7 protein-coding genes are annotated in these 14914 nt (G+C 42.6%); 3 read left to right on the plus strand and 4 right to left on the minus strand.

Going from position 1 to position 14914, the window contains the following annotated elements:
* Positions 1-22: 22 nt before the first annotated feature.
* Positions 23-4825, minus strand: coding sequence for a discoidin domain-containing protein (locus NSS67_RS16145; protein WP_339314229.1), 4803 nt, complete (start codon positions 4823-4825; stop codon positions 23-25).
* A gap of 473 nt (positions 4826-5298) precedes the next feature.
* Here NSS67_RS16145 and NSS67_RS16150 point away from each other — a divergent pair, with 473 nt between their 5' ends.
* Positions 5299-7776, plus strand: a complete 2478-nt coding sequence (locus NSS67_RS16150; RefSeq protein ID WP_339314231.1) for a discoidin domain-containing protein — start codon at positions 5299-5301, stop codon at positions 7774-7776.
* Between the two features lie 75 nt (positions 7777-7851).
* Here the strand turns inward: NSS67_RS16150 and NSS67_RS16155 are convergent, their stop codons facing one another.
* The 3 genes from NSS67_RS16155 to NSS67_RS16165 are packed head-to-tail and all read right to left on the minus strand — an operon-like array spanning position 7852 to position 10299.
* On the minus strand, positions 7852-8862 hold the full coding sequence (locus NSS67_RS16155; protein WP_339314233.1) for a CocE/NonD family hydrolase: 1011 nt from the start codon (positions 8860-8862) through the stop codon (positions 7852-7854).
* Positions 8846-9526 carry a GNAT family N-acetyltransferase gene (locus tag NSS67_RS16160; RefSeq protein ID WP_339314235.1) on the minus strand — a complete coding sequence of 227 codons (681 nt, stop codon included), beginning with the start codon at positions 9524-9526 and terminating at the stop codon, positions 8846-8848. Before NSS67_RS16160 ends, NSS67_RS16155 begins: the two co-directional genes overlap by 17 nt.
* Positions 9523-10299: a MerR family transcriptional regulator gene (locus NSS67_RS16165; protein ID WP_339314237.1), complete on the minus strand. Its 777-nt coding sequence runs from the start codon at positions 10297-10299 to the stop codon at positions 9523-9525. The genes NSS67_RS16160 and NSS67_RS16165 overlap by 4 nt, the downstream gene beginning before the upstream one ends.
* Positions 10300-10694: 395 nt before the next feature.
* Here NSS67_RS16165 and NSS67_RS16170 point away from each other — a divergent pair, with 395 nt between their 5' ends.
* Complete coding sequence (locus NSS67_RS16170) at positions 10695-13685, plus strand: ATP-binding protein (protein WP_339314239.1); 2991 nt, start codon at positions 10695-10697, stop codon at positions 13683-13685.
* A gap of 3 nt (positions 13686-13688) precedes the next feature.
* The gene (locus tag NSS67_RS16175) at positions 13689-14780 is read left to right on the plus strand and encodes a response regulator (protein ID WP_339314241.1); all 1092 of its coding nucleotides are present in this window, start codon (positions 13689-13691) and stop codon (positions 14778-14780) included.
* The last annotated feature ends 134 nt before the right edge of the window (positions 14781-14914 follow it).

Here is a 14914-nt window from a genome sequence, read left to right on the forward strand (position 1 = left end):
AAAAGTCGGTCTCCTTTTTGTATTATCTGAAGTTCATGTAGTTGAAATTCCATCCATTCGTTAAAGCATAAACACGAAGGGTTTGAGTTCCAGCACTTAATGTGACGGTAGCAGATACCGTTTGCCAGGTCTGGAAGCTTCCCGTATTAGATGCGGTTATAAGAGCCAATACATCCGAACCCTTCATTAACTGAAGCTGCGTATTGTTGTAAGGACTAGCTAATCGAAAATCAACGGTATAAGTTCCAGCAGTCGCAACAGTTACCGTATAATCCATCCAGTCCCCGTTATCGGTGTAGCTTACATTCAAAGTCCCTTCGGAACTTTCCTCCGTTTGTATGCCATTCATAGCAACGTAGCTTTCAGCTTCGATCTTACCTGGTATAGCATTTCCAGCAGGTAAATTGATCGTAAAGATGCTGCTTGCAACATTGGAGTCTGACATTCCAGATTTGATCGCTATGGCTTTGACAACAGTAGTACTGGATACTGAAAAAGGATTACTGTATGTCGCAGAGTTAGAATCTGGCGTGCTGTCATCGGTGGTGTACTTAATCGTAGCACCCGGAGTTGCGGATGTTAGAGTAACGTTCTGCGCTGAAGTATAGACACCGCTTGCTGGACTGAATTCAGGCTGGGCTACTTGATTAACAGCTTCAGAACCATAGATTTCGAATTCCCAGAGGGAGTACCCGTAACCTGTTGTTCTTGCCGTGCCGGACATTCGAACGTACTGTCCGTTTACCGGTGTTGTAAAGGTAATGTTCTCGATTCCACCCGTTCCTCCGGTCTTCGTATAGGCATCTATCCAGTTCGTCCCATCAGAGGATACTTGAATGTTGTAGTCCTTCCCAGCTGCGGTCTCCCAGTTAAGCTTAACACCTGTAATGCTGTAGCTCGACCCGAGATCCACACGAATCGATTGCGGATCACTGAAATCTGATTCCCATCGAGTGGATATGTCACCGTCAAACGCTGCCGATGCCGTATTTCCGCCTTGAGCGCTGGTGGCGTCAGCCGATTTGTTCAAAGCTAGATTTGATGAACTCGGAATGATTGTGACTACGGACGATGAAATAATAGAATCCGTCATACCTGTTTTAGATGCAATAGCTTTTATGGTAGTTGTCACTGGCACATTAAATGGACCAGAATAGAGAGTACCACTACTAGCTGAAGGCGTCGTGCCATCAGTGGTGTAACGGATGCTTGCACCTCTTGTACTGCTAGTGATTGACACGTTTTGTGCTTCAGTAAAAGTTCCGGTCGCAGGTGTTATAACAGGTTGAGCGACTTGTGCAGCCACATTAATTACGTAAGTCGCGCTCGCAGTTGCAGATTCTTTCATTAGCTCCTTGAATGCTTTAGCCTTGAGCGTCATATTATGAGTCACCGAAATAGGAGAAACATATTTCGGTGATGCTGCGGTAGGTTCACTTCCGTCCGTTGTATAACGGATGTTTGCCCCAACTGTAGGACTGGAGATAACCACCGATTGAACCGACGAATAAGTTCCACCTTCTGGACTGAAGCTTGGTGTTGCTGCTTGGTCATTAGAAGTTGGCGGTTGAATGCCGTTGGCAGGGTTAGCTACCACGGTTTTCTTGGCAGGAACGGTCACAGTACCTACAACATCACCGCTTGTATCCCGGAAGACTGCATAAATAGTCTCGTCTGTAGGATTCCAGATGTTGGCCGTATAGGTTCCATTCTTCTTGAATACTTGGTAAGTCGACCAGTTAGAGGACCAAAGATCTGCTGAACGTGTACCAAAAGCATTCATAGCATGGAGGAACCAGTATGTGTTTGCCCATTCTTTTTTACCATTATTATCATCGTTCGCAATTTTGATGGGATCCCATTTCGAGAGTGCATCTTGAGCATTGCTGAGTGCCTCGAATGGCCAAATGATATGATACCAGCCGGTTTCTGGGCCGCCTTTATCTGCCTTAAACGCATTATAGACTCTGCCTGCCGCATCAGGCCGAAGACCCAGATAAGACATGTAAGGTGCGGTTGGTAAAAACTGAATGCCATAAATGTTATCAGCAGCGGCAGCAAAATAAGTGCCATAGTAGTTCTTGCTGCCATATACTTGCCCAACGACGCCATGGTTATAGTCAGGAAGCCAGTTATCCTGGTCATAATTGAACCAGTATTGCATGACGGAATTCGTTTCGAGTGCGTACACCCACATTCCGGCATCGCGGAAGGCTTTGTTGTTTGTCATTACCCCCCATAGATATTCACCTGCATACGCGAACAGGGCTTCAGACGTAGCTTCCTGATTGTTGCCGTCGTAGCTGTCACCATAACCTCCAGCCCACGATACACCTTCATAAGGATCAAATGCTCGCATGAATGGATACATGGAATCTGTGCGTGAAGGATTTCCTACATCTCGAATCAGATGCTCAACGATCCCGCCGTAGTTGTTCACAAAATCTTTGTCATAGGTGCCTAGAATCGCAGAAGCGTAAATGTAATAACCCCAGACATAATGATGGTCGGACATCCATTTGGCCATCCCGTGGTCTCCGCCATCTCCCTGCATAGCACCCCATTCTGATGTGTAATAAAGGTAATAAGGGTAGTCATCCGGCCATCCGCCGCTGTAGGTATACCAGTTAGTTAAGATTTTTTTCAAAATAGATAAAGACTTATCGCGGATCGCAGTTTCACCAAGCTGATCTGCAATGAGTATCCCTTGGGCGAGAGGTTGCAGGTTCTTACCTTCCCAATAAGGGTCATCCCACATGTAGTTATTCTCAAGCATCTCATTCATGGTATTAAGATAACTGATGGCTACCGCTCTGTTGTAAGAACTGGAACCTGTTGGTTCACCAAATTGAGGGATAATGCCTGTGAATTTATTATCGGTGAAGAAGGTATTCCCTTCATGAACTTTCATTGTTCCTCGGATGGATGGATAAGTAAGTGCGGTCAATGAGGTGGCTGAAGTAATAGATTTCCATTGGTTCGGCAAAAGCGCCATTAAAGTGTCGGACGAGAAGCCACTGCGTTTAAGCAGCACCGCTGAATTATAGGTTGTCACGACTGAACCGGTTTCGTCTTGAACATTGTAACTGGCCTTAGTATCCGTAACGAAAGCGTAAGCATGCTGATGATAGTAGTTTAGCTTGTCATTTGCAGGTAGGGTGCCGATGGAGAGGTATTTTTCCTTGTTGCCTAGATGAATCGTAAGTTTACCAGCTTCTCGCTTGAAAAGTGTGCCTGCTGGAGCAAACAATCCATAGGATCTTGTTTTGTTGTTGCCTCCACTGTCGACGTTGGTGATTTCGACCCCAATATGATCGGCAGTAATAGAAGATCCATCGGCGGCTATAACCGTTGCATTATTATCGTCAAAGAAGCGAGTGGAAGTGCCATTTAATACTAGGAAGGGAGCGTTTGGATCTGTAAATTCATTATAAAAATAAGGAGACCCTTTCACTAGTGTAGTCTTCATCTTAAATGTATTGTCGTCACTCAAAACGGCTCTTACAGAATAATCCCCATAACCGTCTACTTTTGAAGACATGTTCAGCGGATTAATATTATTCGCCATAAGATAGAAGTCAGGTGCGCCGGCAGTACTGACGGTTTTTCCATCCGCAGACACAAATCCAGCTCCGGGATTCATGACACTCAGACCTTGATCCGTATATTGCGTTCGGAGAGGTAGAGCTACTAGTCCATCACTTAAGCGTTTGATTAGAATAGACTGCCACCATCCGCCCGAAGGTATTGGTCCTGTTACATTGGCTGTTTTGTATTCCGGAAAGGTAGGGGTATAGGTGGTGATGTCATTTGTTTTGTAGCTTCCGGCAGCTACATTTACGATTTCTGGAACAGGTTTATCAGGGATATGAGGCGCCGGGACAGGATCGCCATTCACATAATCATAGACTTCAAATTCATACAGAGAGTAGCCGAAGGCTGATCCTCTTGCAAAACCGTCCATTCTGATATATCGCCCATCAGATTTAAATTTTATCGTTTCAACTCCGCCGCGTCCATATAACTGTCGATATACTGTCGTCCAGTTGTTTCCGTCATTGGATACCTGAATGTCATAGGACTTACCGTAGGCTGATTCCCAATTCAGGATAACGGTGCCGATGGTGTGCACGCTGCCTAAATCGATGCTTATGGATTGAGGATCCCAGGCCTCTGACGCCCAGCGGGTTGTGTAATCACCATCGTTCGCTTTTACTGCAGATACAATACCAGGGTCTGTTGACCAGTTTGGAACTTCCCACGTAGAAGCAGTTACAGGTTTGTTCACAGCAATATTTACCGGTGTTGGAGGTTGTGGTGTCGTAAATTGCCCGTAAACCTGGAATTCGTATAATGAATATCCATAATCCGCTAAAGCTCGTTGTGTGCAATACACACGTACATATCTTCCTGTACCTGAAAGATTGGTCAGATCATTAATTCCGCCATTACCTGAAGCAGTAGAATAAATATCGGTCCAAGTGTTTGCATCACTCGATACTTGAATTTTGTAAGCTTTGGCAAAAGCCCCTTCCCAGCTTAAATAAACACGATTAATATTCGCAATCGAACCCAGGTCAACATAGATCCATTGTGGGTCCATTTGCCAAACACTTGCCCAACGTGAACTAATATTACCGTCTACGGCCCGTTCCGTTGAGTTATCACCTTCAGTTGATGAGGCAAGGACTTGTTTTCTTAGAGATAGAAGCTCGGAAACAGCAGCTTGTGCAGGAGTAGCAGCAAAATAGGCGGTAAAGCCGAAAAGCATCACCGAGCAAAGCATCATAGCTATAATCCGTTGGAATTTACTTCGTTTATACACTCGTATTCCTCCTTGAGATTCTCTTGTCCTTATAATCCTCATGATTTGAGAATGCAGTCTTTATCCAATCATCTGGTCACACCACCGTACCTCTCCTATAAATGTAAACGGATACATAATTACGAAAATGATTGTACTTGAGCTTGAATAAGGATGCAATATCTCCGGACGTTTAGAAACATATTCACAAGGATATTAGTATGCACCACTAAATATTGGTATCTATGGACCTCTGTTACAGTATGGATGATCCAGAAGTAGATCGTAAAAAGTTAAAATTTTGGTATTTTAAACCATTTTAGGGTATTTCCTAGATTGAAAACCGGATTTAGAGTAAAGAAGTTAGCTTAAAGTAAACGCTATCAATTGAATTTAGGAGGATTGAAGAATATGTAATGACTTGCTAGCGGAATAGGCTGCCACAGGGTTTGAGACGAAGTCCATTATGCTTAAAAAGAGGAGGAATTAACTGCATGTTAAAAAAAGTTGTCTCTACCGTCTCCGCACTTGCTATTGCAGTAAGTATATCTACGATTAACCCTGCCGTTACCGATGCAGCGCCAATTAGTGAAGCAAATACGTCTATTTTTGGTCCTAATGTATACGTATTTGATCCAACGATGTCCACTACAGACATTCAGAATATTACGTCATCCGTATTTAACACCTTGGAATCCAATGAATTCAGTAGTGATAGAAAAGCATTTCTTTTTAAGCCGGGTGTATACAACGTCAACTTTAACGTAGGCTTCTATACACAAGTGTCCGGTCTCGGCCAAAATCCTAATGATGTTAACATCACTGGGGGATTGAATATTAATGCTGATTGGGATAATGGGAATGCCACCCGAAATTTCTGGCGAACTGTTGAGAACCTCTCGATTACTCCTTCAAGTGGAACCACACAAATCGCTGTTTCTCAGGCGGCCCCTCTTCGTAGATTACACATCAAAGGTCAGCTAGATCTTTTTGATTTCGATTCAAATTGGAATGCCGGATGGGCCAGCGGAGGATTTCTTGCCGATTCTATCGTAGACAATGCAGTTGTTCCTGCTTCACAGCAGCAGTGGTTCTCACGCAACAGCCAGTGGGGAAGCTGGTCGAACGGCGTTTGGAATATGGTATTTGTAGGCGTAACGAATCCGCCGACAGGTCAATTTCCAGATCCACCGTATACAGTTGTAGATAGAACGCCAGTCATACGAGAGAAGCCGTATCTTTATATTAACGGTGCAGGTCAGTACCAAGTGTTTGTACCTTCATTACAAAACAATACGCAGGGTGTCAGTTGGGCAAACGGCCAGACACCGGGACAATCGATTTCTATAGATCAGTTTTATATCGCTCAACCCAATACATCGAGCGCAGCGGATATTAATTCCGCACTTAACCAGGGAAAACATCTTCTGTTCACACCAGGAATCTATCATTTAAGTGATACGATCCGGATAACGAAGGCGAATACCGTCGTGCTCGGTATTGGTATTCCTACGTTGATTCCAGACAATGGTAAAGCGGTCATGTCAGTCGGTGATGAAGACGGAGTGAAGATCGCAGGTCTTACTTTTGATGCAGGTCCAGTAAATTCACCTACTCTGCTGGAAGTTGGATCCAGCGGTAGCGTGTTGAATCATGCTGCAAATCCAACATCACTTCACGATCTGACCTTTAGAACAGGAGGGTCATCCTCAGGAAAAAATGATATCAGTCTAAAGATCAACAGTAATGATGTTATTGCTGATCAGCTCTGGATATGGCGTGCGGATCATGGTGCGGGTGCCGGCTGGACGTCAAATGTCTCGAAGAATGGGCTTGTTGTAAATGGAAACAATGTGACGATTTATGGTTTGTTTAATGAACATCATAATGAATACCAGACCTTATGGAACGGTAACGGAGGCCGAGTGTATTTCTATCAATCCGAAATTCCATATGATGTTCCGAATCAATCGAGCTGGATGAGTAAGAACGGTACGGTAAATGGATATGCTTCCTATAAAGTGGCGGACAATGTAACTAGCCATGAGGCATGGGGGCTTGGGGTGTATTCATTCTTCAGAGATGCACCAGTGAAGCTCGAAAGTGCGATTGAGGTTCCTAATGTTCCCGGTGTGAAGATCCATCATGCTACATCGATCTGGTTATCCGGTACGGTAGGTAGCGAAATTACGCATATCATCAATAATGTTGGGGGCAAAGTATATGCTAATTCCCCTGCGGAAGCGATGAGACAGACCTTTTCTGAATATTCGGGTAACGGCTCTGTCGATACCCAAGCACCGAGCACCCCAGTGAATTTGACAGCGACAGCAGTTTCAAGCAGCGGAGTCAACCTGAGCTGGACTGCTTCGACCGACAATGTGGGTGTTACTGGTTATGAGATTTATCGCGGAGGCAGTTTAGTGGGGAACACAGTAACAACATCTTACAGCGACACTGGATTGACGGCTGCGACTGCTTACAGCTACACGGTTAAAGCGAAGGATGCAGCCGGAAATGTATCAGCAGCGAGCAACACGGCTACCGCTACAACTCAGGCAGGAGGTGGAGGCACAGCGGTTGCACTTGATCGATCAGGCTGGACGGCGAGTTCTTCGCCGACAAGTGGAGATGTGCCAGCTAATCTGCTAGATGGCAACATGGGTACCCGCTGGAGTACCGGAACAGCGATGGTGCCAGGGCAATCATTTACCGTAGACATGAAGGCGGTGAAGACCATTAGTCAGATCGTGATGGATTCTACAGGTAGCGATCTGGACTATGCCCGTGCTTATGAAGTGTACGTTTCGAATGACGGAACGAATTGGGGCAATGCTGTGGCAAGTGGTAACGGTAGTGGTCCGGTTGTAACGGCAACGTTTGCGGCTCAGAACGCGAGATACATCAAAGTGGTGCAGACGGGAACAGCTTCAAGCTGGTGGTCTGTGCGTGAAGTGAACTTGTATAACTAAATAACGGCTGATTTCGAAAAAGACCATCCCCAAAGTCATCTAGAACGTGATGATGACCGAGGGGAGGGGCTTTTTTTATAAAGAGTGAGTCTTAATAAATTGGGTTAGGTTATTTAAATATTGATCGTCCAGCAATTGTCGAGGAAAGAAAACAGCGGTTAAATAAGCCCTTAAGGGAGAAGCGGCATTCTTCTTTGACAGCATAGAGTGATCAGCGTTGGGAAAATAAGAGACTGAGAGTAAGCTGGCAGGTATTTTTTCACGGTAAATACGTTCGGTTTCCTCAATATCTACATTGATATCCTGACCGCCAAGTACTAAATGGACAGGAGCATTGAAGTAACTAAGTTCTTCAGTAGCATCAGACTGATAATTTTTGGTGATAAATGTCCATCTTTCTCTTGAAATCAAATCCTCGGAATCTGCAATTCGCAAGTAATCTTCATAAGATGCTCGTTCATTAAGTAATTGTAAGACTTGAGCGTTATCATGTTCTTTCGCTTGGATCTCATATTCTGAGAAGCCTTGTTGTTTCATTTCTAATCTTGTATTGTATTTACCTTGAGAAATCCAGTTCACGGCAGGCGATACAAGAATACTGAACGCGATATCAGGAACTTCTCTTACAATCTTGGGAATCACCCATCCGGCTTGACTTGCTCCCCACAAACCAATAGATTGCGTATCAATCATCGGCAAGGACTTCGCCCAGTTAATCGCTGATATCGTTTCCTGAGCACGATCTTCCATACTTTGTTCTAACCAGTTACCAGATGAGCCATCAATACCAGGCTTGTTAAGAGACAACGAAGCATATCCGGCAGATGCGAATTTCTCCCACAAAGGTTTATATCCATCATCGTATGTGTCATTTATGGGACCATCACCATGAACAAATACTACTAGCCCAACGGTTCCAGAGTATTTTTCTGGCAGTATTAAAGTTCCTGTTAGCTTACCATGAGCAGTTTCAATTTCTATCCTTTGCTCAGCCATTGCATAGGAGTGCTGCTTTAATACGAATAAGACGGAAGCTAACATTAAACCAGTGATTATCCATGCGGTGAATTTAATGTTTGTTTTCATTTATTGAACTCCTAGGGTGTAGCGGTAAACTCCACGTCATATAATGCCAATTAGCCTCTTTAAATAGTAGGTGTCTAATCCCGCTATAGTTAGATTGATTGATACCAAAGTCCATCTGTCGGTACATGTCAATGGCTCGTTTATTATTTTCAGCAACATGTAGCGTTAATTTGTTCACTTCGGAATGACTGTTTACAAAATCTATTGCCCAACTAAGCAACTGCTTGCCGATTCCTTTATTGCGGTGGCTAGAACGAACGGCCAAGTGCTCGATATAACATTCTTTTGCCCGCGGTTGATAATTCAAAAAATATAATCCGGCCATTAACTTGCATACATTTAGATATCCAAACTGCTTGAATAATTGTGAAATGGGACTAGGGTGAGATGTTTTTATTTTACTTCTGTCTGACGATCGGGCGCTCTTCCACTTTAAACTGAGCGTACCGACAACTTCTCCATTTTCTTTGGCGACGAATTGTTGTGATGATTCCGGGTGTTGATCATGCTCCCAGAGTCCAAGGAGTAGTTCAGTAATATCATCGTCCGCCAGTGGGATGAGGGAGTGGAATTTACCATGGAACGCATCCACTAAAAGACTGCACACTGCTCTATGATCTTGTTCTTGGTAACGAGTTATTGTAATCTTGTTCAGACTTATCATGCTACACCGTCAGAGTCATGCTTGATTTTAATTTGAATTTCATAATGAAGCTTGTCATTGTTGAACATGGATAGATATGATTTTTCCAATAGGATCAATTGTCCCTGAATTATATAGTGATGCTCTGTTAAATAGTGTTCCAGTTGAGCAATCTCCCGTTCAATATCCTGATCATCCGTCACGAAAAATGATTTATATAGGTAACTACCTTTTTCTAGAATGATGTCTGGTGAGTGATTGCTTTCATAACATAAGGTGATATGTTCAGAATCGTATAAATAATGCAGATCTGTTTCAAATAAATGAGACAGTTGCGGTTTTTTTTCATACAGACTTCGAGCGGTGAGTGACTCATCTTGCTGTAGTTCCATCCACTTTTTTAAATGACGAGTATCCAATTGTTTAATGTGATATTTGTCTTCTAGAATGTCGGAGTGCTCGTGTTCCTTAAGTATCTTTTGAAAAAACTGCTGCAACAACATTAACTGGTTTATTTCAGAGCTAATTTTACTTAGAGATTGCTTCATAAGCTGATGATAGTCATTTGTGGAGAAGCTATTCATACTTTTGTTAATTGTGCCGACTGGTATGTTCAATTTGCGGAGCAATAAGATTTGGGCCAACTGATAAATCTCATTAATCCCGTACATCCGGTATTGATTGCTATCGGTATAGGCTGGAAATAGAATCTCTTTTTCTTCAAAATATCGAATTTGGTGCACAGATACATTCATAAGTTTTGAAAGTTCACCAATCGTAATGTGCTGATTCAATGGCGGTACTCCTATCTGTTGGGTATTTGCTGAATACTTTAACTATAAACCTTAGGTCTGACCTAAGGTCAAGCATGGATTACAGTCAGATGGGCAGAGATGCCCTTTTTTTTATTTTGTCGAAACATGAAGGAAAATAGAAAATTTTATAGAATTATTTTATCGTCATCTATAATCTATCTTGTTTGTATTGCTATCCTATGTTAAATCCAAGTGTTGCACGATACCCCAAGCGTATGCTGCAGCTTAACTTCACCATAGAAAAGGGGCCTACGATGCTCAAAAGGACATTACTTATTTATTTAATTGCTTTCCTCTCGTTATCAACAATTCCACTCTCTCTTTTAATAGACAACGATCAACATGTAAATCGCCATCAAGTTCAGAAGGGAAGCATGGATCTTTCAACTTGGGATTACCAACAACAAAAGATCATCAAGCTAGACGGGGAGTGGGAATTCTATTGGAACCAGCTGTTAATGCCTGAGCATTTTATAGAATCAAGCACAGTCAAGCCGGCCCCAACAGCCTGGATGGAGGTCCCCTCACGATGGAATGGCAAAGTAATTGATGGACAACCATTACCTGCATTCGGTTCTGCTACTTATCGGATGGTGCTGAAAAACTTACCTGTAAACGGTGTGTTTGCCTTAAAAAAAACGAATATCCGTTTTTCAAGTGCGATATATGTGAAGGGACATCTACTCATTGAAGATGGAAAGCCTGCAATCAGTACAGCCGATTACCAGTCGGGGAATATCCCGCAGATCGGGCTGTTTTCGTCTGAAAAAGGTGACGTTGAGATCATCATTCAAGTTTCTAACTATGAATATGTAAATGCAGGTATTCCGGTATCTCTTACTTTTGGTGAGGAAGCAGCTATGCTGGAGAACCAGCAGAAGAGTACGGCCCGTGAATTTAGCACGGTTGCAATATTGGGAACATTATCGCTTATTTTTGTCATCTGCTTTGTGGCGGCTGCTTTATACCGTAAGAAGGATTACTCCTTACTTGTGTTTGCTATTATTTGTTTACTGCTTGCGATCTATCATGGCTTGATTGGAGAACGTTCACTGTTACTGTTTTTCCCAAATCTTTCGTTCATTGTGTTATACAAAGTGAAGGATATTAGCTCCATATCGTGTTTTATTGTTCTGGCTATATTTTTCTACCAAATGCACAAAAGCATAATCTCTTTAAAACTTACGCAACTCGTAACGATTATACTAGGCAGCTTTATAATTTTGGTAGCGATTCTGCCTATTCGTACATACACGCTCTTCTCTTCGTATGTGATTATTGTATATGAATTGATGTTAATTTGGATGTTGTATAGAGTAGCTATCCTGTATATTAGAAGCGCAGAAGTAAACCGGATCAAATCGTTGCTGCTTTTCTTAGCGATTCTTGCTATCAATCTGTACTCCATAGATGTAATTCTGTTTGCACTTTCGATGAAAGAGAATCTTTGGCTCGGACAGTTTTACATAGTAGCCTTTAATATCATTATGATCGTTCTGATTGTTCTGCGTTTTTTTGAGGCTTATCATACGATAGATGAAATGAAAAACCAGCTGATCGGTCTGGACAAAATTAAGGACGAGTTTCTCTCCAATACCTCTCATGAGCTGAAGACACCACTAAATGCCATAGTGAACATTACTGCTACACTACTTAATGGGGTTGAGGGTCCGGTTACCGAAAGGCAAGCGCAGAATCTAGCAATCGTAATGGGAAGTGGAAGAAGATTAACTTATATGGTAAACGAACTACTAGATTATTCCAAAATGAAACATGGGGATATCACGTTATATAAAAGCACCCTAGATCTGAAAGCTGTTATTGATTCTGTCATCGGCATTCATTCGTTCCTGCTCGGAGAAAAGTCGATCCTTCTCGTAAACAATGTCGCTTCAGATTTCCCTCCAGTGCATGCAGATGACAACCGTTTGATTCAGATTTTGCACAACCTCGTAGATAATGCGATTAAATTCACGGAGCAGGGTGAAATAAATATTAGTGCCAGAGTTACTCATGAATGGGTTGAAGTTCGTGTGGCAGACTCGGGAATCGGAATTGCACCGGATATGCAGAAACGTATTTTTATGGCCTTTGAGCAGGTGGACGAAGCTGAAATTCATTGTCATGGTGGAACAGGTCTCGGACTAAGCATTACCAAGAAGCTAGTGGAGTTACATGGCGGGAACATTAGAGTGGACTCTGTTGTAGGTAAAGGTTCGGTCTTTATATTTACTCTTCCACGGTGGGATCAAACATCTAATCAAGTCACGGGCCCAATCGTGGAAAAGACTCTTCCTTATAGAGAAGTTTTCTTTCCGCGCCAGGAGTATCCTATATATATCAAAGGTAAAATCAATGAGCCAATTTTGGTCGTGGACGATGATTTTGCCAACCTGCAATCTATGATCAACTTGTTCAAGCTAGAGGGATATTCCATTGTTGTTGTGAACCGCGGGCAGCTGGCACTTGATGAGTTATCGAAGAATTCAGACTTCTTCCTCGTTGTTCTGGACATTACTATGCCGGATATTTCTGGCTATGAGGTTCTGCAAAAGATTAGAGAGAGATTCACACCCTTTGAGCTGCCTGTATTAATGCTGACGGCGAAGAATAGAGTTAGCGATATGAAAATGTCCATGGACAATGGGGCAAATGATTATGTGGGGAAGCCGTTTGAAGCGGAAGAATTAATGGCGCGTGTGAAAAGTCTGACCCGATTGAGAGCTTCTGTGAAGAAAGCTAAAGATGCCGAAATTGCCTTTTTACGTTCCCAGATCAAACCTCATTTCTTGTACAATGCCTTGAATTCAATTGCTGCATTATGTGTGGAAGAACCTGAGCAGGCGGAAGAATTAACACTGGAGCTGTCGCAGTATTTGAGAAGCAGCTTTGACTTCAAACAGTTGGATTCGTTAACCACCTTGGAGAGTGAGCTAGAGCTGGTTAAAGCATATATTAATATTGAAAAAGTGCGCTTTGGTACTAGATTACAAGTGGAATATGATATAACCGCAAATACGGATAGCCGGATTCCTCCACTTATCCTACAACCATTAGTAGAAAATGCTATAAGACATGGACTGATGTCCAATTTACGGGGAGGAAAGGTAACTATATCTGTGAAAGAGTCGGATCCTTCTGTGGTCAGCTTTGTTGTAGATGATGATGGATGCGGGATGAGTGAACACAAGCTGGAGGAAATCATGAAATCAGATGTAGATAAAAGAGGTGTAGGGCTGTGGAATATTAGTCAGCGCATCAAACTTCTTTATGGAAAAAACATTCGTATACAAAGTGTTGAAGGAAAAGGTACGCGGGTTTCTTTTGACATCCCCAAACAGCATATGAAGCGGATAGGAGGTTGAAGTATGCTGCGAGCCATTATCGTTGATGATGAAGAATTATCAGTAAAGCGCTTAAAAAGGATATTATCTCAGAGTGGAGAAATTGAAGTAAACGATACTTTTCTGGATCCTACGGAAGCCTATGAATTTGTGAAGGGGAATTCGATTGATGTAGCTTTTTTGGACATTTCTATGCCTGACACGAATGGAATGAAGCTTTCCGCTCTTTTGCATGAACTAGATGAATCGATTGATGTGGTTTTTGTTACAGGGTATGACGAATACGCACTGCAAGCCTTCGAATTGAGTGCTGTGGATTATCTGCTGAAGCCTGTAACTGCACAGCGTTTAACTAAAACTTTGGAAAAGATCAAAAAAATGAACAGAGGTGTGACGGTTCAGCCTGTCATAGAAGTTCTCTTATTTAATGGACTAAAGATTTACCGCCGTACGCAAGACAGAGAGCCCATCAAGTTAAGAAGCCCAAAGACTGAGGAATTGTTTGCCTTCTTGATTAGTAAAGGAACGGTTAGCAGGGAAGAAATTATCGACACGTTATGGAGCGGACTGGAACCTGAAAAAGCACTGAAGAATCTGAACTCTACCCTGTACTATATCCGGAAAGCATTCGGTACTAGCTTTATAAAAGCTAACAGAACCGAAATTAGTATAGAGGAACGCAGTATTTATTGTGATTTGTATGAGTTTGAGCGACTACTGAAGCAAAATAGACAAGATTTAAAAAGACATTCAGAATGGTTCAATCAAGTAGAAACCTTGTATGCGGGGACCTTTCTCAAAGGAAAAGCGTACGATTGGGCCAGTGGGAAGACACGTCGTCTTGAACAGGATTTTATTGGACTACTGGAGCTAGCTGCTAGATCTCACATGGAGCAGAACGAGCGTCAGCAATCGTTGCATTACTTTGAGAGAATATTGAAATTAGATCCCTTGAGAGAAGATATCCATCAGGAAATCATCCATTTGTATATTGAACTTGGACGGATGAATGAAGCTTATCGGCGATATGGGCAATTAGAAGAGACCCTTCAACAGGAGCTTGGAACTTCACCTGATCCTAAGCTCAAAGCTTTGATTATGAAGATGATGAACTAGTATATAGTAAAAGAACCTTCGAATGGATGGCGATCGGGGGTTCTTTTTTTGTTTATTTTTTGTTTATCTTAATTTTGTATAATACTCTCGATTATTGTCGAAATGTTGACATGATTTATGCTAGAGGGGGAAAA

It is taken from the genome of Paenibacillus sp. FSL R10-2734 (assembly GCF_037963865.1).
Taxonomy (GTDB): domain Bacteria; phylum Bacillota; class Bacilli; order Paenibacillales; family Paenibacillaceae; genus Paenibacillus_AQ.